Source organism: Prochlorococcus marinus XMU1402, assembly GCF_017696205.1.
In the GTDB taxonomy this organism is placed as follows: Bacteria; Cyanobacteriota; Cyanobacteriia; order PCC-6307; family Cyanobiaceae; genus Prochlorococcus_A; species Prochlorococcus_A marinus_AC.
Window position 1 is genome coordinate 1039077 of sequence record NZ_JAAORD010000001.1, and the last position, 22327, is coordinate 1061403.

Consider the following 22327-nt stretch of genomic DNA (forward strand, 5'->3'; position numbering starts at 1 on the left):
CTATACTAGATTCCCACTTGAACATTCCATAAATCAGCATATATTTTGTCCTGATCTAATAGTCTTTCATGTTTTCCGCTTTCAACTATTTTACCTTTATCAATAACTACAATGTTATCCGCATTTTTTATGGTGCTTAATCTATGAGCTATTACTATGGTTGTTCTTTCTTTGGTGATTTTAGATAATGATTTTTGAATTAAAGCCTCTGTTTCATTATCAACTGAGGCTGTAGCTTCATCTAATATTAGTATTGGTGCATCCTTTAAAACAGCTCTAGCCAAGGCAATTCTTTGACGTTGTCCGCCTGAGAGCCTTTGGCCCCTTTCCCCCACTATAGTTTTATAACCATCTGGTAATTGTTCAATAAATTTATGAGCTTCTGCAATCTTTGAAGCTTGAATGATATCTTTAAGACTTGGGTTGATTGAGCCATAAGCAATATTTTCTTGAACACTGCCATGAAATAAATAAGTTTCTTGACTTACTAAAGAAATACACTTTCTTAAATCCCTCAAATTTATTTCTTTAATAGAAATGCCATCCAAGGTTATTGACCCATTTTTACTATCGTAAATCCTAAGTAGTAATTTTATTATTGTACTTTTACCAGAACCTGTTAAACCAACAATTCCTAATGTTGAGTTATTTTCAATTTTAAAATTTATGTTTTTTAAAGTTAAATCTCGTCCAGGATAATTAAAATTTACATTATTAAAAATAATTTCTCCTTTGATATCATTAGGTTCAATTTTTATTTTTCCATCTTTTATTTTTATAGGCGTATCTATGAGATCAATTACTCTATCTATTGAAGCCATAGATCTCTGAAAATCATCTAAAACGTGCCCCAAAGTAGTTAAAGGCCATAATAGTCTCTGTGTAATAAACACTAAAAAACTATAAGTTCCTACATCAAGTGTCTTATTCCAAGTTTGGAAACCACCAATTAATAGAATCGCTACAAAAGCAAATAAGATTGCAAACCTTATAAGAGGGATAAAAGCTGAGGATAATTTTATTGCAGCCTTGTTACTTCTTTGATAATCGAGACTTTCTTTATTTAATCTATTTAGTTCCCATTTTTCTTTAGTAAAACTTTTTATAGTTAGAATTCCACTCAAATTATTATTAAGTCTTGATGCCAATAGTCCAGCTTTATTTCTAACATCTCTATATTTTGGAGCAAGCTTCCTTTGAAATTTAATTGATCCTAAAAATATAATTGGAATAGGAAAGAAAGCAAATAAAGCGATTTTTGGAGCGACATAAATCATAGTTCCCCCAATTATTAAGACAGTTATAAATAACTGAACAATCTGATTAGCCCCTTGGTCTAGAAATCTCTCGAGTTGATTTATATCGTCATTCAAAATAGATAAAAGCCTTCCAGTATTATCATTTTCAAAAAAATCCATATCTAATTCCTGGATATGCTCATAAGCTTTTATTCTTAATTTATGCTGCGATAGCTGAGCCAAATTTCTCCATAAAATCGAATATAAATATTCAAAGGAGGATTCACCAGACCAAACTATCCCTGAAGCTAATGCAAGAAAAATCAATTGTGCTGGAACTTCTTTTATTCCTAAACCAGCAATCCATGAATTCTGTTCCTTAACAACGATATCCACCGCAAGACCAATTATTACAGGGGGGGCTAAATCTAATATTTTATTAATTATGGAACTAAGAAAAGCAAAAAATAGTAGCCTTCTTTCTTCAACTAAATTCAAATAAAGTCTAATTATTGGATTTTGATTGTTCTTAGACCTCATAAAAATAATAATTAAATTTTTCTATTATGATTTAAATTTTCCTTAGTTTCTAATTTACATTTTGTTTTTGCATCTTGATGACTTGCAGTTTGCATAAATTCTTCGTAGTAGCAATCACAAGTTTCATTGGCAATTTCTTCACTATATACCATTTCTGCTTTCACCATCTCCTCTTTGACACTCTGAAGACAAAATAATTTTATGATTGAATTTTGTTTCGTTTGAGCTAAAAAATAACTATTAAAGGAGTTGAATAGTATTATCAGATTCACAAAAATAAAGAATTTATATTTGCTTGCTTTCATTCTCTATACCTAGTTTCTGACTTTAATTTTTTTTAATTTATTTTTAGTTTCTCTATGAAGATCTCTGGGTAAATCTACCAAACTGTAATCATTAAAAATCTGTATCTTGCCAATGGATCTACCATTTATATTAGTTGAATTACAAATTGAGGATATAATATTTGCAACTCTAACCCCATCAAATTTACCAAAATTAAATTTGTAGGTTTCAAAAGAATCATTTTGATAATTATTTCTTCTATTTGAATTTCTCATACGATTATTAATATTTCTATTTGATCTATTTCGATCAGTATTATTTTGTTTATTAATCCAAGAATCATCTCCATTAACAAAAAATGATTTATTACCTATTACTAAACTAATCGCCGCCATCGCAATATTTGAGTCATCCATAGAGTATTTTTCTTTTAAATTATCTAGTACATCAATAATCAAAGCTTTATTTTCTTCATTTTCATCTTTAGCTAAATAACTCTCATTAACATTATCTATAAGTTTCTCCATCCTTTTTTCATTTATTATTTTATTACTTGGTATATTAATTTCTTCAATCTTGGTTCTTGTTGAGTTTTCTAAGTTTCTTAGAAAATGTTTTTCTCTTTGATTAACAAATAAAATTGCTTCTCCTGATCTGCCTGCTCTTCCAGTTCTTCCAATTCTATGAGTATATGTTTCCTTATCAAAAGGAAAATCGTAATTAACAACAAGTTTTATCCTCTCAACATCTAATCCTCTAGCTGCTACATCAGTTGCAACAAGGATATTAATAAATCCTTTTTTTAATCTATCTACAGTATTTTCTCTTTGATTTTGAGGTATATCTCCATTAAGAACTGCCACAGTATGTCCTGAATTTTCAAGTGCTTCAGCTATTGAAATAGTAAGTAGTTTTGTCCTCACAAAAATAATTACTCCCTCGTTATTAATTTCTAATATTCTTTTTAAAGCATCTAACTTATAATGCCTTTGTACATATAGAAATTTTTGCGAAATTAATTGAGTTTCCTTTTTGATGCTTTTGATTAATATTTCGGCGGGATCATTTAGATATTTTTTTGCTATATTTCTTATCTCACTAGGCATTGTTGCTGAAAACAATACCATCTGCTTATTTTCAGGAAGTTGATCTATTATCCATTCAATATCCTCAAGAAAACCCATATTTAACATTTCATCTGCCTCATCTAAAACAAGACAATTTATATCTTTAATTTTAAAAGTCCCCTGCCTTATATGATCCATTATTCGGCCTGGGGTTCCAACTACTACATCAACTTTTCTTTTTAAAGCAGAAATTTGATTTCTATAGTCGGTACCTCCATATATTGCAACCGTCTTAAAATTACTAGATTCAGAACTATAACTTTTAAAAGATTCTGCCACTTGAGTTGCTAATTCTCTTGTAGGAGTCATAACTAAAACCTTGGCATTTAATTCTTTATTATCTGAAAGTTTTTCAATTAATGGTAATGCAAAAGCTGCAGTCTTTCCTGTTCCTGTTTGTGCTTGGCCTAGTAAATCCCTGCCTAACATCAGTTCCGGAATTGCAGCTTTTTGGATGGGAGTTGGATTTTTATATCCTTTATTTCTTAACGAATTTAAGATAGATTGATTAAACCCAAAATCTAAAAATCCATTCTCATTATCATTTCCTTTCGAGACTTTCAATGGTTGAGATTCAATTTCTTTTTTGTTCTCAAAGTTCTTGAACTCAAGTAGGGAAGAATCTTCATTCTGAGATTTTTCCTGGTCACTACCAAGAGATTTACTATCTTTTTTAAAAGCCATTTTAAATGCCTAATAATCTTCTGATTAGGCATTCAACAAATATCTAAATTGACTTAAATTGTTGATTAGCCTTTCAGAGCCGAATTATTAATCTAACATCTTGGGGGTAAAGATATTGCTAATTTTTCAAAAATAAAATTTAATTTAAATAATATATATCTAGAAATTTTTTCGCTCTTGTAACAGCAGTATAAAATAACCTTCTTTCAAAATTATCTCTGCAAAAGATATTTTGATTATCTTTTTTTTGTTTTACAGCATATTGATTTTTTCTATACTTTTGGGACCACAAAATACTTACTTTTTCAGATTCACTTCCCTGAGATTTATGGATAGTAATAGCTATGGCTGGCACAACATTTTCTAAATTAGATGGATCAAATAATGCGACAATTTCTTCGTTATTATCATTAAATTTTCTAAAAAGATATTTTCTTTTATTTTTTAAACCTATAAGTACCCCGATATCCCCATTTGACAATCCAAGTTCATTATTGTTTTTTGTACACATGATCGGAACACCCTCTTTAAGAGTTTTAAGATCATAGGGTTTTTTTTGACCAAAAACAATTTCATTCAAATATTCAACACTCCATATTCCGGAATTTTTTTCGCATAAAATCAAGTGACTTTGTAAATCCATAAATATCTTATCTATTAAATCTTTTTCATTAAGCAATAAATTATCAATATTATTATCAAATATATATTTTTTTTTACTTAAATTTGAAGTTGAAAGATTCAACTCTTTTAGATGACTTGTAATCGAAAAAATTAGATCTTTTGGAATATCTTTTTTTCTACTTTTTGAAATAGTAATTTCTTTTGAATTATTATCTTTTTCTAATTCTTTTATCTTTTGATTAAGTAAAGAAAAATCATTATTAGATATTAAACTACTAATTAATGCTATATCTCCAATATTTCTATAAGTTTTCTCTAAATTTACTATACAAGATTTAATTGAATTATTATCGACATATTCAAACAAATAATTCCAGATAGAACAGTTATTTACTGGAGACAATTGATTTTTATCTCCAACTAGAATAATTTTACAGTCCTTTGCTAGCAAATTTAAAACTGATTCAATCAAATCGATATTAACCATTGACATTTCATCAATTATGAAAATATCAAGCTCTTTTAGTTTGAATTTCAAATTAAGAGATTTATTTTGAGAATTTAAAATCCATCTATGTAAAGTTTGAAATTCTATTTGGTCTAGAAATTTGCTAAATGAAATATTTTTTTTATCATTAAGAGCTTCTTTTAAACGAGCTGTAGCTTTACCCGTTGGAGCAGACAAACCAATATTTAAAAAGTTATCAATTCTAATGAGTTCTAGTATTAAATTTATTATTAAAGTGGTTTTACCCGTACCTGGTCCTCCTTGAAGGAAAACTAAGTTTGAATATTTAAATATATTTTTAATTTGGTCAATTTTATTATCATCTTTACAAATTATCGAATTCATTAAATTATCGGTATCAATTTTTTTTAGAAATGAATTAATAACTCTTTCTATCTTTTTTGACCATTTAGATAGGGATAATTTTCTGTTTACTAATACGAAAGGAGAATTAAGGGAACCTATCAAACCTATATTTTTTAGAACATCTATATGTTTAGTGGGCCAGCCATCTTCTAATAATTCAAAGATTATTAAACTATTATCTACATCAACAATGGTTTCACCATTTTTTTCAAATTCTAATAAAATTCTTATTGCATCTTTTACGAAATTTCCATATTTTTTTTCATTGAATTTGAAAATACCTAAGATTAAATTAAATATATGATCATATTGGAAATTTTCAATATCAGTATTAGTATTAGTATTAGTCATTCTAAAAAAGGTTATCTAAATAATTAATTCTTTTTAAAGGTGCTTTTCCAATAAAAATACCTGGAGATATATCTTTCGACTTAGATTTTTCAAATAATTCAAAATCCGGCAATCCCTTTAAAAACAAATAAATATATCCTCCTAGATGTTTCTGTGGTTGATAATTTTTAAGTCTCCACTTTAATAATCTATGCAATGCTAATAAATAAAGATGAGATTGCAATGGATAATGATGCTTAATCATTTCATTTCTCATATTTTCATAGTTATAGTTTTTTGGTAAACAATCATTATTATCACTGCCAGAAATCAAATTACTTTTCCAATCAATTAGCCACCATTTACTATCTTCTAATTTATTACCTACAGGGAAAACACAATCAATGCATCCTGAATGAAAGCCTTTATTCATAATTTGAAGATCATTTATTTTGTTTGCATATTCTTCACCAAATTCATATTCCTGATCTAAAAAAAAGCATTTTGATATATCATTAGAATTAATATTTCTACCTTCATAAGATAGGGTTAAATCATATTTAAGTTCCTTAATTAAGTATTCATTTGGAATATCAACTAGTTTCTTATTTTGTAATTTGCTTCCTAAAGATATATTTATAATTCTTAAAATCGCATCTTTTACTTTAAAAGCCAAAGAAGTATCGATTTGATGAAAGTTCAATTCCTCAATAATTAAATCAATTAATTCTTGATTTTTATCGTTGCTAAATTCAAATCTTTCTATTATTTTGTGCAGACAAGTTCCAGCAATATTTCCTTTTGGAAATTCACTTAAGGGATTTGGATAAGAAAAATAATTAGGATAATTCTTTGATTTCTTAAAAATAGACTCTTTGATAATTGATATATTATCTTCATAATCCTTATATTGATTAATTACTGCATCAATATTTTTATCTTTACGTATCCAAGAAGAATAACTTGAATAAGAAATAAATTGATCAGGATTAAATTCTTTAGATATTTTTTTATTAACGTTATCAATTTTCCAGAGGTTATTATTCAATTTATTAGTTTGAAACTTAAGAGAAATTTCTTTAATTTTTTCTTTTTCTATCCTATCTTTAAAAGTAGACTTATAAATATCAATATTCTCCAAATTATTAAGTAAATCATTATTTAAAATATTATTTATATCTTCTAAATCATTAAAAACTATAAGTTTATATTTACTTCTAGTAAGTGCTACATAAATTAACCTCTCACTCTCTTTAAATAAATCTTCTTCTTCTATTAATTTAAATTTTTCAACTTTAGAATAATTATTAGAAATATTAATATATATGCTTCTATCAATATTTGATTTCCAAAGAGGTCCTTTAATTTTATTTGAATTATTAGAAATAATTGAAAGGTATGGACATAGGACTATGTCAAATTCTAGGCCCTTACTACTATGTATGGTAGAAAGATTAATTCCATTCTGAAGATTATAATCTTTCGTCAAAAAATCTTCTCCAGTAGAACTTCTTAAAATATGATCTAACTGATTCTTATACCAGTTGAAGACTATATTGATATTAAAATCATTATTCATTAATTCTATTTCAACAATTTCTGAAAGTTGAAATAAATTTGAATTTAAATCTGAATCTTGAATAATCGAGGACGACTTGTAATTTATAAGCAGTTCATTAACAATGTTTAAAAAACCTTTTTCTCTTAGTTCCTGAGACCAAGTAATGCATTTATTAATTAAAATTTCCAAATTATTATTAATATCACAATCAAGTAAATCTTCTAATTTTATTTCTATAAACTTTGAAGAAGCAAGCAAAGTTATATTTTTTAAAGACCTTGGATTTAATAAACATTCAATGAATAAAAATATTAGAGAACTTGCTTCTGTATCAAAAATATTTTGTTTATTTTGAATTTTGCATGGGAGGTTAAACTGATTTAATTTTTTTTTAAAATCTAAGCATTGCGAATTACTTAATGTAAGAATCGCAATTTTATTAATATCAATTTCTTTATTATTTAAAATGAAGTTAAAAATGTAATGAGTTACAAGATCCTCTATATCAGTCTCTTTTTTTGAAAATTCTACAATTTCAAATACATCCTTAAATTTAGAATTAATATTTTCATTAATTCTAGAGGTTAATTTGCTGTAGTTAAGTTTTGATTGCTTAAGTCCATCCTTATAAAGTTTATTAAGAACATCAATTAACTTTTTTGAGGATCTATAGTTATCTGTAAGACTAAAAACTTCGATTGCATTAGATCTTGCATCTAAGTAAGTTTCAATATCTCCACCTCTAAATTTGTAGATCGCTTGTTTAGGATCACCTACGCAAAGTAAAAAATGATTTTTTGTATTAAAAAACTTTTTTATTAAATTCCACTGAGTAATATCTGTATCTTGAAATTCATCTACTAAGACACATTTAAATCTTTTTTGAAGTTTAGATAGAGTATTACTATTACTAATTTCTGAATCTAGAAATGTATTTTCTACAGTCTTTATAAGATCATTAAAGTTGAAAATAGAAAAACTTTTCTTTAATTCAATTAATTTTATATAAGCTAATTGAGTAAATATTCTTACAAATTCAGTATAGAAACCTTCTTTTATTTTATAAATTTTATCTTGTAATAAATTAAATTTAGTAAAATCTAATTTTAGATTGTATTTATTAATTTCTTTAGATATATTTTCATTATAAAAATATTTAGATAAGAGATCATCTTTAGAAATATCATATATAAAATCAATCGCATTTTTAGAATTAAGCCTTCTGTTAATCTCTTCAATCCAACAAATTATTTGATTAAACTTATCATTTCTTGGTTTTGCTGCATATATTTGACTTTTTCCACCACTCTCCTTAATTAATTTTCCCAACTCTATAAGTTGTAAAAATAATTCCTTGCCTTTCTTATTCCATTCAACACAAAACTCGTTCCAATTTAAATAAAATAATTGAATAAAATAATTATTTAAATCATTAATCTTATATTTATTATTTATTTGAAATTTACAGATATTTTCTTGATCTATATTTTTTAAAATTTCTACAAAAAATGACTTATTGATCCTAGTTCCAAATCTAGAACTTATTTTTTTTTTGTTTACTGCTGAAATAATCTCATGATTAAGATTTAGAAAATTATCAATCCACAAATTATCTATTACATCTTTATACAAATTATCAATATTATTCTCAACATATGGATCTTGAGTTAAACCTATTTCAATACCATATTCATCAATAATATTATTACAAAAAGCATGGAATGTAGTTACTTTTAACTTATAAAATTCATTTATAAAATTATCAATTTCGGAAATTATTTTTTCCTTTGATTTCTCTTTATCCTTAAAATTTAGATACCAATCCTTAAGAGTATTATCTATATTACTTTGATTATGATTTTGCAAATATAATTTTAGATTCTGAAATCTCGAAAGTATTTTATCTCTTAATTCAGAACAAGTATTTTTTGTAAAACTTAGCAAGAGTATCTCATCTGGTTTAACTTTTTTCTCCAATACATTCCTTAAAACTATGTGAGCCAAAGTAAAACTTTTACCAGTTCCTGCACTTGCTTCTACTAATTTAAACTTATTATCTAATTTAATTTGATTAATATCCATATTATATTAAATTAAACTTTGACCTCATTTTTATAAAATAAGTAATTCTTAAATTTATTCATTAAATATTTCTCTTCCAAGGCAATCTTAAATTTAATTATTAAAACTAGACTTATTGTCAAAAATAAATAATAAATAGATAATTTTATTATAAAAACTCCAATGGAGATAAATATTAAAGAAAAGTACATAGGATGACGCGTAAATCGATAAATACCTGTGGTAACTAAATTGCTATTTTTTAAAGGTCTTGGGAAAGGAGATAAATTTCTACCTAAGTCTTTTATTGAAATTAACATTATTATGAAAGCGATTATGATAATAAAAATACCAAGGAAATAAGAGAAAGGACTTTCTTGAATTATTTGTTTTTGAGGAAGAAATTCCCATTGGAAAAAATGGAGACTAATAATAAAGAACTGTAAAAAAACAAGCATTAAATCATAAGCAGCTTTAAAAAATTTTTTTAACTGAAATTTATTCATTATTTATTTATTTAATGCTTCAATTAGAGGACCATATAATCTGTATGATAATTGGTCAAAATTATTATTTCCAAGAAAGAAGTCTGGTTCTTTTTCATTACCAAAACACATTTTCATTTCTATATTATCTCTTTCTCCTTTAGAAAAATTTTTATTTCCAATCCATTTATCGGTAAAAGCTTTTTTTTCATTTTTTAATTTTATTTTTGCTTCTATGTATTTATAAGTGCTTTCTGGTGGGAGAGGTAAACATTTTTCAGAGTAATTTTTAAAAATATTTATATATTCCTCCAAAATTAGATTTGATTCAGTTGCTCCGGGTGATTGAATAATTTGCGATTTATAATTATTTTCTGTTCTAAAAATTACTTTAGTCCTTTTTATATTCTTCTTTAAAGAAGAAATAAAGAGTAATTTTATCCAAGCCTCAGTCAAACGACTTAAGCTTAATTTGGCATTAATTAATTCAATTACTGTGTCATCAGCGATTAAATATTCTTCCTTATTAATCTTTGATTTAACATAGATTTTATTAATATTATTATGTTGACTCAAACTTGAAGATAGACTACTTAATAAATCTTTGATTTCTTTTTCTTTTGTAAAAATACTATTTTTGGGCATAATAATTCCATTTTCAGCCAAATGATCATTAATATTTAATTCATTTAAATCATCAGTAATATTATGCTTATCAATTTCTACTTGCTGAATTATTTTTGTAATTAGTTGCGTCTTTTGCAGATTGCTTACATACTCCTCGTCTGGATGATGAATAAATATTTCCTTGGGATAAATATTGTTTTTATTAAGCCAATATTTTTGTGGAGTTTTGAACCAAAAAATCAATTCTGATAATTTGTAATTTTTAATATCAGATTTTTTTTCATTCCAATTTATATCTTCTATTAAAGAATAATTACTTTTAACAATCTTAGATTTATCAAGATCAATTATTTCATTATTATTTAAATCAGAATCTTTAATTATTAGTTCTCTTTGGCGTTGGTTTAAAAAACTATCAAAAAAAGAAATTAACTCTTTTATAGGAAAAGAAACATCTAATTTTTTATTATCTTTATCATTTTTTACCCAAGTGACTATAAATTTATCTCTGCAGGCAATTAACAACTCTAGAAATGCATATTTCTCTCTTTCAAAAACAGATGGATCACCCAAATGATATTTGTTTTTTAATAAATTAATATTTTCACTCTTTGGTAATTTTGGATAAAAAACACTATTCATGTCTATCAGGAAGATAACCTTATGTGGAATATGCCTTGCATTCTCAATATCACTTACTAGGATCTTGTTAAGTCGTGATTTGCTTTGATATTTAGCTTTATTTATGCAAGAAATTAATATTTCTCTAAAAACTTTTAATAAGATAAAATCATCAGATATTAAAGGTATTTTGTAATTATCAAGAATTCTATTTATTTCACTTATTTCTAAATTGAAATTTGTATTAAAATCAGAAATACTTTTTAATATAGACTTTATCTTTTCAACCCATCTCGAGTAAGAAAAAGATCCCCTTATCAAATTAATATATTTTTTTAAATGAAGTAATATTTTAACCCATTTATTCAAATCCAAACTTATATTTTTATAGCTAAATGGTTTCAAATTAAAAGTATTTAAATTGACTTCTTTGTCATAAATCAAGCCTAAAGTAATTCTACTTATACACCAATCTAGAGTATTTTTCTCCTCACCTAATCTTTCATTGTCATCTAATCCCCAATGAAAACCCGCTTGGGTAAGTAAGAAAATAATTTCATCCTTCTCATTAATATTAAAATCAAAAATATTCTGAGTTACTTTTTTCGAAAGAATATAATCTATTTTTTCAAGTGTAATTTTTTCACTAGCTATTTCAGTGATATCAATTAGAAATTCATAAATACTAGAATAGTCATAATTATCCTCATCAATAAAAAAATAGGGTATCTTTTCGCCATTAATTAACTCATTATTAAAGATATACCTTAGATAAGGTTTAATTAGATTAGTTTGTGGTGATAAAACAGCAATATCACTATATTTAATATTCTCGCAAGAATTTATTATTTCTATAATTTTATTTCTTAAATATTCAAATTGACTATTCTGATTAAAATGCTCACAAAGCAATATTGAATCATCTTTTTCATTTACTAAAAAATCATTGCTATTATTATCAATAAGTCTTTTTTGTATTTGATTAAGAAGAGGAATATCTTTCTCGTTATAATAATTATTTGTTGGATCAATATAAATTAGATTGTTTTTTAAATTTATACCTTCTGTATAAATATTTTCATCAATTAATTTCTGAAAGTTTGCTCCAAATTTACCAAATATTTTCTCTATATTTGTATTATTTAAATTAAATTTACGTTCATTATCATCAAATTCCAACTCTCCTTCAATAAAATTTATTCTATTCCATAAATCTTCTCCAGCAGATAATAAATATAAATTTACCTTAGTAAATTTTGAAAGTTCCGAATAAAAATTAATATGTAGTTTAGATAAGTTATTATCGGAAAAAATATAAATTTGATTTGGAACTTTAATTTGAAAGCTTTTAATTTTTCTTAAATTCTTTATTAATTCAATCATGTATAAACATGATGGCTTTTCTGATATTTTTTCCTCTAATAATTTATATAAAATAGGTTGCCAAAATTGCTCTGAATTTAAATTATTAAATAGATTAGCTGAATTAATCTCATATCTATTCCATTGAACAATCATTTCAGGTCTAAAAATCAGATAATGAATAAAATTATTCGTGATCTTTTTTGTCAGATTATATATATCTCCATCAATTGTCTTTTTATTATCCAAATATTTATCAATCCAATTTCTAAGAGGAAATGATTCTTTAAAGCTATTTAATTCTTCCAAAGAATCAATAATGCCCCATTTAATTGACTCAAAATTCCATGCGCTCATATCAAATTCAGGGAAAAAATTTGTCAATAATGATTCGGTATACGTTGATATCGTCTTTAATTCATAAAGAGCACTTATTTTGTTTTTTATAGTAATTTGTTCACGTAACCAATTTCCCAAAAAATAATTTGGGACTACTATTTCTAATTTCTCATTTATAGACGGAGGACATATTTTTAATTCCTCTGCTAACAGCTCACTAATTACTTCAATTTTATTTGACTTATAAAGATTGAGCAATTGATTATTTTGTTATATTACTCAACTTTAAAGGGATCAGTTATTTCTGCATTAGGAAATTCGAATTCCCCAACAGCAACAAACTCTAAACGCAGCTTCAAGAAAGTTATAAATTTTTTATCCGTCGATAAAACAGCTGCTGGGGGGGATGGAATTTTTGCTCTTAGATCCACAAATTGTTTTGTTTGCAAAAATGAGGGGTTTTTTAAAAGCCAAAAATCTATTTCTTTTTTATTTTCTTTATAGTTCCTTATCCTCTCTTTCAAAATCTCTTCTAGAGGTTCTTCAACTGTTAAAAACTTTTCACTTGCTGCTACAAAAAAGTATGTTGTCATTTTTAAATTTAATTTGATTTAATAAGTGACTTCATTTCACGAACAGACTTTTCTAATCCAACCGCTAAAGCCCTTGCAACAATACTATGTCCTATGTTTAGCTCGTTCATATTGTTAATTGATGCAATTTTTTTAACATTATTGAAATTAAGGCCATGACCAGCATTAACAACTAATCCAATATCATTTGCTTCATTTGTAGACTCTATAAGCCTTTGAAGCTCTTCATATTGATCGTAACCAGTAAGTTCAGCGTATTTGCCAGTATGTAATTCTACATAATCAAACCCTATTTCTTTAGAATAATTAATCTGCTCAGAAAGAGGATCAATAAAAGCACTTACCTTGATATTTAAATCTTTTAAATTTTCGATAAAATTCCTAAGATATTTCATATTTTCTTTTAAATTAAGCCCTCCTTCAGTAGTAACTTCTTCTCTTTTTTCTGGGACAAGTGTTACGTAATCAGGAAGGACCTTTCTAGCAATTTCTAACATTTCTTCTGTAGCAGCCATTTCTAAATTGAGTTTTGTTTTAATTGTTTCTTTCAAAAGAAATACATCTCTGTCTTGTATATGTCTTCTATCCTCTCTTAAATGAACTGTTATTGAATCTGCGCCTCCTAATTCAGCCAAAAAAGCAAATTGAACAGGATCGGGTTCCACAGTTTTCCTAGCCTGCCTAACATTAGCGATATGGTCAATGTTTACTCCTAAAGTGGTCATAATTTTAGAAATCTTAATTTCTAGACAATCTAGTAACCGCCCCAATAATAGCTAATAAAAAATAACAAACACTTAAATTATTAATATATAGATAATTGAATTTGAAAAAAAATTCCTTTAAAAATAGACACAAAATCAATCCAGTATTGGGATTTTTAGCAATGTTCGTTACTCAGGACATTGTATTAAGATTTTTTTTTAGTAAGAAGAAAATAATTAATAATGATTTTCAGATACCCATTAATTCTTCTATCATTCTGGCTCCAACCCATCGATCAAGGTGGGATGGCTTAGTTCTAACTATGGCGATGGGGAGAAGAGTTACCAACAAAGATTGTAGATTTATGGTTACCAAATCCGAAATGCGAGGAATACAAGGTTGGTTTTTAAAGAGACTTGGATGTTTTTCAATAAATCAATTATCTCCATCTCTCTCTACGTTAAGATACGCTATTGACCTTATAGTAAAAGGCGAACAATTAGTCGTTTTCCCCGAAGGCAAAATTAATAAATTTAGTAGAAAATTAGTTCTCAAAGAAGGACTTTATAGATTAGCCCGATTAGCTACACAAAAAACTGAATCCATTATTATTCTTCCAATAGGAATTGCTTATAGCAAAGTATCTCCGAAATTTAGGAGCGAGTTTTGTTTATCCTTTGGGCAACCTATTGCAATGACTGATTATTTAAACCTTAATATCCAAGAATTTAACAAATTTCTTAATGAAGAAATGAGCAAAGAGGAAGAAAAAGCATTAAAGAATGTCGGTAGATGAATCCATAATAAGTTACTATTGATTTTAATAATTTAATGAGAATATGAAATTTTTAAGATTAATACCGATCTTGTTTATATTATTGGGAACTTTTCCTCATAAAAATTTAGTTCATGCAGAAATTAAAAATCCCAAAAACTATAAAGTTCTTTCAAATGATGGGAAAAAGCTTTCTATTTTAAACGTAAAGTATTTTATTAAAGAAGGCGATAAATTCATAAAAAACGGAGATTTTGATAAAGCTAAAGGTTCTTACTTAGATGCAAGAAAACTAGCAAAGCAACTTGCATCATTTTATTCTGATTTAAACACATCCTTTAAAGGTGTTGACGCAAGAATACCAACTGAAATGCAAAGAAAGGGTAAGGAATCATTACAAATTTTGGCAGTAACAAATGAGAGATTAACCTCTCTTTACCTTAAAACTGAAGAACCTGAAGTTGCAGTCCCTTTACTCATCGAAACAATTAGAATATTGACTCCAAACAGCCCAGAAGGTAAAGCAGCTTATGAAAGATTGAATCAGCTAGGATTTGTAGACACCAAATACAAGGGTTAATTCAAATTATTTATGATTACCAAAACAGAAGTTATTAATTTAATAACTAAAAAATTACCAAGTTCTCAGGTTTTTGTTGAAAACATCAAGGGAAATGATCATTTACAAGTAACTGTTATTGCATCTGAATTTAATGGATTATCATTAGTTAAACAACATCAGCTAGTATATTCTGCACTAAAAGAAGAATTAGCTTCAGAGGCTATCCATGCACTGGCATTAAAAACAGAAACCCCAATTTGAATTATGGACAACTTAACAAAAGATAAAATACAAAAACTTATTGACTCTAATCCAGTAATGGTTTTTATGAAAGGGACTAAGTTGATGCCTCAATGCGGTTTTTCTAATAACGTAGTTCAAATACTAAATTCGCTAGGTGTAGAATTTAATACTTTTGATGTTTTAAGTGATTTCGAGATAAGAGAAGGAATCAAAGAATATTCAGAATGGCCAACAATTCCTCAAGTTTATTTAAAAGGAGAATTTCTTGGTGGTTCAGACATTCTTATCGAGATGTACAACTCAGGATCCCTAAAAGAAAAAATAGAAATTGAATTAGCGTCTTAAGACAATTAGTAAGTATAAATACTGATTTAGTTAATAAAAATTAATATTTCAAATCCTTTTTTTATTAAAAAAACCCCGATTTTGCCCCCCTTCTGGTTCAATAAAACTTGATGGATCCAAAATCCATCTTTCTATTATTCTTTCTAATTTATCTTGATCTCTTTCTTCTAAAGCACTGCAATTCCTTAAGGCTTGGAGATAACCATCACTATACAATTTAAGATCAGATTGAGTATGGAAACGATTAACCAAGTCTTGGCAACTATCGCAAATAGATTGAAAATGACGAATTGCCTTAGGATTATCAAATGATGTCATAATTCGATAGATTCTGATTTTTATTTAGCATTTGTTATACCTTATTAAGGATGATTAAAAATTGCCTGGCCCAACAGTAATTAAGAATGCAATCAACTGAGCAAATCTTAGCTTCAACCCCTGGCAGTTCACAATTGCCTTCGAGCTCTCAAACTCCATCAAGAGTTCTTGTTGTTGAACCTCACCCCACACTTAGAACAGTCCTAGTACAAAGACTTCGTCAAGATGGTCATTTAGCTGCTGCCGTTGGATCAGCTGCGGAGGCTATTGACCTTTGCAGAGAACAGTCTCCTGATCTTTTGGTCAGCGCAGAAATCCTTGAACAAAATACTGCTATGAGACTTGCTCAACAGTTAGGAAGTGCTGTTATCGTTCTTACAGCAAGATCAGGAGTAGAAGCCCTAGTAAATCTTCTGGATGAAGGAGCCGATGATGTTCTTAGAAAGCCATTCGGACTAGAAGAGCTTGCAGCAAGATGTAGAACTCTATTAAAAAGAGGAAGAATAGGATTACAAGAAAAGGTCGAAGTTGGTCCTTTAGAAGTACATCTTCTTTTAAGGCAGGTTACTCTTAGCGAGAAGCCTGTAGAGCTAAGCCCAAGAGAGTTTGCGCTTCTGTGTGCTCTTCTTATGCCTCCTGGTATGGTAAGAAGTCGCCAAGAGCTTCTAAGGATGGCTTGGCCTCCGTTTAGCGGAGGACCAAGATCTGTAGATACACAAGTCTTGACGTTAAGAAGAAAATTAGAGCAGGCAGGATTAGGAGAAGGTGGTGGAATAACTACTGTTAGACAACAAGGTTATCGATTCAGTATTGACAATATTTAGTATAAAAAAGCAAAAAATTCACCAGCAATCATTAAAACTGACAATAAAGTCAATAACTTATAAGTCCAAAGAGGTGATATATAAGAAATATCATTTATATCAATATCAGTATTCTTTGAGACAATTAATAAAAACTTTTCGAAATTTTCTAATCTTTGTGGAAGTAAAAAATTTTCACCTTTATTATTATTGAAATAAAAGACCTTACTACCCTGACTCGTGGGCAGAGATTTGATTAACTTAATCTCTTTCCAAGAAATCTCCCAATTTTTTCTCCCTAAAATTTTAGAAATAAAACTAGTTTTATATGAAATTTTATTATTGCAAGTTTCTACGTAATCATTCGTGATATTGATAATTAGGTAAAGACCTAAAAAAAATGTAAAAATGGAGGGGATTTTTAATTTATCAATTGATATAAAAGGTATAGGAATTGTAAGCGCTAAATATAAAGAAATTAAAGAACTTTTTACAAAAAAAAGAGTTTTAAACCTTTCTATCATCTGCTAAAAAACCTCTTAATCTGGCAAGTTAAAACTATTAATATTTAATTTTGAACCTATTTTATGAGCACAAGCGTATCCACTAAAAGCTACTGCATTTAAGCCTTGCCCTGGAAAACATGAATCCCCTACGCAATAAAGGTTTTTAATTTTTGTAGTATTAAAAGGCATTGGCAAAAGTCCAAGTAACTTTTGACTAGGTATAGGTCCATAACTACCTTCATATCTTCCAAGAAATTTTTTGTGGGTCTTTGGAGTTCCAATTTCTTTGTGATCAATATTTTGTTCAAGATTAGGTAATATAGTTGATATCTTTTCAACAAGAAATGAAAAGTATTTTTCTTTTTTTTGCAGATATTCTGTTCTTGATAAACCTTCCCATTCACTCATTGATGAAGGTGTGAATGCATGTACGATATGTTTACCTTCTGGGGCTAAAGACGAATCAAGCAAAGTAGGAATAGATACAAAAATCACTCCCTTTTCACTTTCCAATTCATCCCAATTTTCAACGATTATATGATGACAATTAAAGCTATTGCTTATTAGATTTTTTTCAACACCAAGATGAATTGAGACAAAAGATGGAGAAGGTTTGTAGGTCTCTGACCATTTATATTCACTTTTTGGGACATTCTTACTTTCAATTAATCCTTTCTTTTTATCTTTCAGTCCAAATGTATCCCATCTAGTTGAATTGGATACAATAATATCTGAGTAAATTTCCTCCCCATTTGAGAGCTTAACTCCTACAGCCTTCTTGTCCTTTAAGAGGATCTCTGTCACATTGGCTTTATAACGAATTTGGCTGCCTAGTTTTTCGATACCAGCAACTAATTTTTCTGCTATTGTTCCTACACCACCTTTTGGATAATTTATACCGCCAGCATGCCTATCTGTAAATACCATTCCGGCATTAATCATAGGAGTTTTGAGGGCTGGCATTACTGACCAGCAAAAACATTCTATGTCGATAAATTTTAGGAGTTCAGGATCCTTTATGAACTTTCTGGCGACATCTCCTGCGTTTACAGGTAACCATCTTGCCAACCCCAAGCAGGATAATGGAGATTTAAAGAAAACTTTTAAAAGATAACTTGGATCCTCTATTGATAAAAGAGGCATTGAATCTAAACATTTAAATACATTTGCGCAAGTATCGTAAAAATTTTTTATACCTTTTTTTTCCTTCGGAAAACTTTCTGATAATTTATTAATGAATTTATCATAACTTTTATCTACTGAAATACTAAAATTATTTGGAAGATGATACTCAAGTTGCACCGGATCAGGAATAGTTTCGCATTTCTCATTTACGTCTTTTAATGCACGAGTTAATAAATTAGTATAACCTTTATCTCCAAATCCAAATATCATTGAAGCACCAACATCAAAGGTATAGCCTTTCCTCTTGAAAGACCCCCCACTTCCTCCTGGAATAATATATTTTTCAAGTACTAAAACTTCAGCACCTTTAGCAGCTAATTGTGATGCTGTTACTAATCCTCCAATTCCTGAGCCAATAATAATTGCATCAAAATTTGCTTTATTAGATTTCATATTAATAATTTAAATAATTTATTTTAGTTAATTTTGGTAAGTAAGTGATCTTTTTCAAAAAGTGAATCTAATATTCTTTTAAAATCTTTTAAGGCTATTGTAGATCTTTCTTGATAAGCTTTATACCTTAGTCTTTTATCTTTTATTCTTTTAGTTAGTTCTGGAACTAAACCAAAAGAGGCAGGCATAGGCTGGAATTTATTTTTTTTATGATTGGACAATATTTGATTTTTATTACTAATGTGATTTATAAGAGAACCAATCATTGATTCACTAGGGAAAGTTACTGGATTTTTGCCTTTAGCTAATAAAGATGCATTTATTCCTGCGAGCAATCCACCTGCAGTAGCAGCAGCATAGCCTTCCGTACCAGTTATCTGGCCAGCCGCTAAAAGAGTTTTTCTTTTTATGAATTGTAGCGTTGGTAAAAGTAATTTTGGAGATTCTAAAAAAGTATTTCTATGCATTACTCCAAAACGTACAAACTCAGCTTTTTCTAAGCCTGGAATCATCCTAAAAATTCTTTTTTGTTCTGACCATTTTAAATTTGTCTGAAAACCTACCATATTAAGTAACTTTCCTTCGAGATCTTCCATCCTTAATTGAACAATTGCATGAGGGCGATTTTTCAATCTATTCTCCCTATCAAGTAAGTCTCCCCACTTAGGATTCCACAACCCAATAGATTTAAGGGGTCCATATCTCATTGTGTCAACTCCTCTTCTAGCAATTTCTTCTATTGGCAAGCAAGCTTCAAAGAAATTAGCAAATTCTTTTTCAAAGTCTTTTAAAACAGCTTGTTCAGCTCCTATTAGTTCATTCCTAAAATGAATATAGTCATTTTTATTCAACGGGCAATTAAGATACGCAGGATCCCCCTTATCGTATCTACTTGCTTTAAATACTACTTCTTTGTTAATTGTATCACCATAAATTATTGGACTAGCTGCATCAAAAAAATGACAGGCCTCAATACCTGTAAAAAATTGAATATTGCTTGCCAGTTGATCTGCAGTTAAAGGACCAGTAGCAAGGATAGTTATATTTTCTTTGCTTGGGAGATCCAGCTGTTCAAATCTCTTGAATTCGATTAAAGGATGATTAGATAAAGCTCCAGTTAAAGCTTTACTAAATTTGGATCTATCAACTGCCAAAGCTCCTCCCGCAGGAACAGCAAATTTGTCTGCTGTTTGAACTATTAATGAATTAAAAGATCTAAGTTCTTTTTGTAATAAACCAGAAGCTCTATCTGAACTTAAAGCCCCAAAGCTATTACTACAAACCAATTCTCCACATTCACTAGTATGATGTGCTGGAGTTGATTTGAAAGGTCTCATTTCAACTAATTTAACTGGTATTCCAGAGTTTGCTACCTGCCAAGCAGCTTCAGAACCTGCAAGACCTGCTCCTATTACTATTACTTCTTTCTGTAACAAATTGGATTAGTCCTTTCCCAAAAAGTCTCTATTGAATTGCTCTCTTGCTGGCTTTTGTATGTTAAATACAACCCAAGCTAAAGCTGCGATAATCGGTGCGAAAACTACTATTGTTCTGAGCATTTTAGAAATTCTGTTAATTATCCAATATTTTACCTTTGAACTGTAAATTTAGAGAGAAATTTTAATTTTTTATTTCATAAGTTAAGAATTGTTTTTCTATTGTTCAACTTGAGATAAAAAGTTGTTTTTTTTACCTTAAAAAGGGATAATTTCATATGTACTCAATTTTACAAAATGGGTCGCTAGCTCAGCGGTAGAGCATCCGGCTTTTAACCGGCTGGTCCTGAGTTCGAATCTCAGGCGACCCACATTCTAATAATTGAGTCAATTTCTTTAAAGTTTTTTTTACTGTCAATTTCAACATACATATTAAAAATTAACTTTATAAAAACTATTTTCTTTTCAGAAGAATATATAAGATACAATACTAATCTTATTTTTTGAATATTTTGAAAGAACAAAAAGAATAATTTTATTGAAAATATTAAATATCAATAATCCCTATTAAAAGTATCATTACTAAACCTCTTTTATTAAAAGATCATTGGTTATTAACCTATATATAGGCAACACATTTATGTCACATTTATGCAAAAATAAAGATTTTTTAAATTTAAATGTCTTTTTTTTCGTAAATCTAAAAAAATACTTTACAAAGCTTCATAAAACCTGTTACAATCATTTACATAAATTCATTTTATTATTATGACTCCAGAAGCAGAACGTTTTAATGGTTGGGCAGCAATGTTAGGTTTCGTAGCAGCAGTTGGTGCATACGTCACTACTGGCCAGATAATTCCTGGTTGGTTCTAAATTTAAAACCTCGAAATTTTAAATATACCTATCATATTAGGTATTTTGTAATTCCCACTTAAGGAAAAAATCCTTTTATCCTGAAAAAAGCCTACATTTTAATTGTGGGCTTTTTTTTTACAAATTTTCCTATTAAACGTTAATAAAATTTCAATCATACAAAAAATTTCTTAACTTATTTCTGAAAGTATAAATGGCAGGTTAGTCATAATTTTTTTGCCTTTACTATTAATCACGTTCTACATGAATCGATCATGCATTGAATACTCTGAAAATATAAATTGATAAAATATCTTAAATATTTCAAGAAAGTCAATCTCTTTATATATTTTTTAAGTTCTTATTAGATAAATATAATTATTACTGCCACAAACTATTCTTATGAAGTTGATTTTTTATCTATATTATCTAGGCAAGTTGAACACAACAAATGTCCTTTTTTTATCCAAAACGTTTTTGTTGACCGTTCTATATCTTTTCTGCAAATCAAGCATTTAAATATTGGAGACATTTTCTAGAAATTTTATTAGTTAGTAAAAATACTAAGTTTTTAATTTTATTATTAAAGGTTAGTTTTAATTTTTAATGTAATTAAATATCAGTAGTTATTCAACTTTCATTCAAACTTTTAAATAAATAAGCGGAAGCCAAAAATATATTTTATGCGCAACAAAATAAATAGTAAAAAAGTATTTTTAAAGGGCAATAAAAAAGCCTGCTAAATGCAGGCCTTTTTTGTGTATAAGAGATTTTCTAAACTTAAAATTAATGAATTTAGAAAGCGAATGATGTTTTAACCATTACACCAGTATTATCATCTGTATTAACA

The 22327-nt window shown here is 27.8% G+C and carries 20 protein-coding genes and 1 tRNA gene; 7 read left to right on the forward strand and 14 right to left on the reverse strand.

Going from position 1 to position 22327, the window contains the following annotated elements; all coding sequences use genetic code 11:
- Positions 1 to 5: 5 nt before the first annotated feature.
- The 9 genes from HA141_RS05990 to HA141_RS06030 all read right to left on the reverse strand — a co-directional run bounded on the left by HA141_RS05990 (position 6) and on the right by HA141_RS06030 (position 14076).
- Entirely contained in the window at positions 6 to 1778 is a 1773-nt protein-coding gene (locus HA141_RS05990; protein WP_209117826.1) for an ABC transporter ATP-binding protein, read from the reverse strand.
- 11 nt (positions 1779 to 1789) lie between these two features.
- Complete coding sequence (locus HA141_RS09655; RefSeq protein ID WP_245157287.1) at positions 1790 to 1945, reverse strand: hypothetical protein; 156 nt, start codon at positions 1943 to 1945, stop codon at positions 1790 to 1792.
- A 147-nt stretch (positions 1946 to 2092) separates the two neighbouring features.
- On the reverse strand, positions 2093 to 3874 hold the full coding sequence (locus HA141_RS06000) for a DEAD/DEAH box helicase (protein ID WP_209117830.1): 1782 nt from the start codon (positions 3872 to 3874) through the stop codon (positions 2093 to 2095).
- 139 nt (positions 3875 to 4013) lie between these two features.
- Positions 4014 to 5723, reverse strand: a complete 1710-nt coding sequence (locus HA141_RS06005) for an AAA family ATPase (protein ID WP_209117832.1) — start codon at positions 5721 to 5723, stop codon at positions 4014 to 4016.
- A gap of 1 nt (position 5724) precedes the next feature.
- Complete coding sequence (locus HA141_RS06010; RefSeq protein WP_209117834.1) at positions 5725 to 9345, reverse strand: UvrD-helicase domain-containing protein; 3621 nt, start codon at positions 9343 to 9345, stop codon at positions 5725 to 5727.
- Positions 9346 to 9356: 11 nt separating this feature from the next.
- The gene (locus tag HA141_RS06015; RefSeq protein WP_209117836.1) at positions 9357 to 9830 is read right to left on the reverse strand and encodes a methyltransferase family protein; all 474 of its coding nucleotides are present in this window, start codon (positions 9828 to 9830) and stop codon (positions 9357 to 9359) included.
- 3 nt (positions 9831 to 9833) lie between these two features.
- A complete protein-coding gene (locus HA141_RS06020) occupies positions 9834 to 13016 on the reverse strand; it encodes an exodeoxyribonuclease V subunit gamma (protein ID WP_209117838.1) in 3183 nt (1060 codons plus the stop codon).
- A 17-nt stretch (positions 13017 to 13033) separates the two neighbouring features.
- The gene (locus HA141_RS06025; protein WP_209117840.1) at positions 13034 to 13351 is read right to left on the reverse strand and encodes an MgPME-cyclase complex family protein; all 318 of its coding nucleotides are present in this window, start codon (positions 13349 to 13351) and stop codon (positions 13034 to 13036) included.
- A gap of 8 nt (positions 13352 to 13359) precedes the next feature.
- Positions 13360 to 14076 (reverse strand): pyridoxine 5'-phosphate synthase, encoded by a 717-nt coding sequence (locus HA141_RS06030; protein WP_209117842.1) that lies wholly within the window; start codon positions 14074 to 14076, stop codon positions 13360 to 13362.
- Positions 14077 to 14237: 161 nt separating this feature from the next.
- On the opposite strand from HA141_RS06030, the gene HA141_RS06035 reads away from it, so the two are divergent.
- From HA141_RS06035 to grxD, 4 genes are read left to right on the forward strand one after another with little or no spacing between them, the layout of a single operon-like run.
- The gene (locus tag HA141_RS06035) at positions 14238 to 14852 is read left to right on the forward strand and encodes a lysophospholipid acyltransferase family protein (protein WP_209117954.1); all 615 of its coding nucleotides are present in this window, start codon (positions 14238 to 14240) and stop codon (positions 14850 to 14852) included.
- A gap of 43 nt (positions 14853 to 14895) precedes the next feature.
- Positions 14896 to 15411, forward strand: coding sequence for a hypothetical protein (locus tag HA141_RS06040; RefSeq protein WP_209117844.1), 516 nt, complete (start codon positions 14896 to 14898; stop codon positions 15409 to 15411).
- 12 nt (positions 15412 to 15423) lie between these two features.
- Complete coding sequence (locus HA141_RS06045; RefSeq protein ID WP_209117846.1) at positions 15424 to 15654, forward strand: BolA family protein; 231 nt, start codon at positions 15424 to 15426, stop codon at positions 15652 to 15654.
- Between the two features lie 3 nt (positions 15655 to 15657).
- On the forward strand, positions 15658 to 15981 hold the full coding sequence (gene grxD, locus HA141_RS06050; RefSeq protein ID WP_209117848.1) for a Grx4 family monothiol glutaredoxin: 324 nt from the start codon (positions 15658 to 15660) through the stop codon (positions 15979 to 15981).
- A 48-nt stretch (positions 15982 to 16029) separates the two neighbouring features.
- On the opposite strand, the gene HA141_RS06055 is transcribed toward grxD, so the two are convergent.
- Positions 16030 to 16299 (reverse strand): DUF6761 family protein, encoded by a 270-nt coding sequence (locus HA141_RS06055; protein WP_209117851.1) that lies wholly within the window; start codon positions 16297 to 16299, stop codon positions 16030 to 16032.
- Between the two features lie 86 nt (positions 16300 to 16385).
- Here HA141_RS06055 and HA141_RS06060 point away from each other — a divergent pair, with 86 nt between their 5' ends.
- On the forward strand, positions 16386 to 17123 hold the full coding sequence (locus tag HA141_RS06060) for a response regulator transcription factor (protein ID WP_209117853.1): 738 nt from the start codon (positions 16386 to 16388) through the stop codon (positions 17121 to 17123).
- On the opposite strand, the gene HA141_RS06065 is transcribed toward HA141_RS06060, so the two are convergent.
- Genes HA141_RS06065 through HA141_RS06080 form a run of 4 tightly spaced genes read right to left on the reverse strand, consistent with a single transcriptional unit; the run spans position 17120 to position 20745 of the window.
- Positions 17120 to 17626, reverse strand: a complete 507-nt coding sequence (locus HA141_RS06065; protein ID WP_209117855.1) for a hypothetical protein — start codon at positions 17624 to 17626, stop codon at positions 17120 to 17122. The genes HA141_RS06060 and HA141_RS06065 overlap by 4 nt on opposite strands.
- Before the next feature lie 15 nt (positions 17627 to 17641).
- Entirely contained in the window at positions 17642 to 19186 is a 1545-nt protein-coding gene (gene crtH, locus HA141_RS06070; protein WP_209117857.1) for a carotenoid isomerase, read from the reverse strand.
- A 23-nt stretch (positions 19187 to 19209) separates the two neighbouring features.
- Positions 19210 to 20622 (reverse strand): methylenetetrahydrofolate--tRNA-(uracil(54)-C(5))-methyltransferase (FADH(2)-oxidizing) TrmFO, encoded by a 1413-nt coding sequence (gene trmFO, locus HA141_RS06075; RefSeq protein ID WP_209117859.1) that lies wholly within the window; start codon positions 20620 to 20622, stop codon positions 19210 to 19212.
- Between the two features lie 6 nt (positions 20623 to 20628).
- Positions 20629 to 20745: a photosystem II protein Y gene (locus HA141_RS06080; RefSeq protein WP_002807463.1), complete on the reverse strand. Its 117-nt coding sequence runs from the start codon at positions 20743 to 20745 to the stop codon at positions 20629 to 20631.
- Positions 20746 to 20921: 176 nt separating this feature from the next.
- Here HA141_RS06080 and HA141_RS06085 point away from each other — a divergent pair.
- Together HA141_RS06085 and HA141_RS06090 are read left to right on the forward strand one after the other, a co-directional pair.
- Positions 20922 to 20993: transfer RNA gene (locus HA141_RS06085), tRNA-Lys, on the forward strand.
- A gap of 397 nt (positions 20994 to 21390) precedes the next feature.
- The gene (locus HA141_RS06090) at positions 21391 to 21498 is read left to right on the forward strand and encodes a high light inducible protein (protein ID WP_011132751.1); all 108 of its coding nucleotides are present in this window, start codon (positions 21391 to 21393) and stop codon (positions 21496 to 21498) included.
- Positions 21499 to 22327: the final 829 nt, after the last annotated feature.

Bases quoted from the DNA above. Each gene is read 5' to 3' on its own strand.
- HA141_RS06000 (WP_209117830.1), bottom strand. From the start codon at position 3,874: ATGGCTTTTAAAAAAGATAGTAAATCTCTTGGTAGTGACCAGGAAAAA.
- HA141_RS06025 (WP_209117840.1), bottom strand. From the start codon at position 13,351: ATGACAACATACTTTTTTGTAGCAGCAAGTGAAAAGTTTTTAACAGTT.
- HA141_RS06090 (WP_011132751.1), top strand. From the start codon at position 21,391: ATGACTCCAGAAGCAGAACGTTTTAATGGTTGGGCAGCAATGTTAGGT.
- HA141_RS06015 (WP_209117836.1), bottom strand. From the start codon at position 9,830: ATGAATAAATTTCAGTTAAAAAAATTTTTTAAAGCTGCTTATGATTTA.
- HA141_RS06005 (WP_209117832.1), bottom strand. From the start codon at position 5,723: ATGACTAATACTAATACTAATACTGATATTGAAAATTTCCAATATGAT.
- HA141_RS06065 (WP_209117855.1), bottom strand. From the start codon at position 17,626: ATGATAGAAAGGTTTAAAACTCTTTTTTTTGTAAAAAGTTCTTTAATT.
- HA141_RS05990 (WP_209117826.1), bottom strand. From the start codon at position 1,778: ATGAGGTCTAAGAACAATCAAAATCCAATAATTAGACTTTATTTGAAT.
- HA141_RS06080 (WP_002807463.1), bottom strand. From the start codon at position 20,745: ATGCTCAGAACAATAGTAGTTTTCGCACCGATTATCGCAGCTTTAGCT.
- HA141_RS06055 (WP_209117851.1), bottom strand. From the start codon at position 16,299: ATGACATCATTTGATAATCCTAAGGCAATTCGTCATTTTCAATCTATT.
- HA141_RS06040 (WP_209117844.1), top strand. From the start codon at position 14,896: ATGAAATTTTTAAGATTAATACCGATCTTGTTTATATTATTGGGAACT.
- HA141_RS06030 (WP_209117842.1), bottom strand. From the start codon at position 14,076: ATGACCACTTTAGGAGTAAACATTGACCATATCGCTAATGTTAGGCAG.
- HA141_RS09655 (WP_245157287.1), bottom strand. From the start codon at position 1,945: ATGGTGAAAGCAGAAATGGTATATAGTGAAGAAATTGCCAATGAAACT.
- HA141_RS06035 (WP_209117954.1), top strand. From the start codon at position 14,238: ATGTTCGTTACTCAGGACATTGTATTAAGATTTTTTTTTAGTAAGAAG.
- HA141_RS06010 (WP_209117834.1), bottom strand. From the start codon at position 9,345: ATGGATATTAATCAAATTAAATTAGATAATAAGTTTAAATTAGTAGAA.
- HA141_RS06045 (WP_209117846.1), top strand. From the start codon at position 15,424: ATGATTACCAAAACAGAAGTTATTAATTTAATAACTAAAAAATTACCA.
- HA141_RS06060 (WP_209117853.1), top strand. From the start codon at position 16,386: ATGCAATCAACTGAGCAAATCTTAGCTTCAACCCCTGGCAGTTCACAA.
- grxD (WP_209117848.1), top strand. From the start codon at position 15,658: ATGGACAACTTAACAAAAGATAAAATACAAAAACTTATTGACTCTAAT.
- crtH (WP_209117857.1), bottom strand. From the start codon at position 19,186: ATGAAATCTAATAAAGCAAATTTTGATGCAATTATTATTGGCTCAGGA.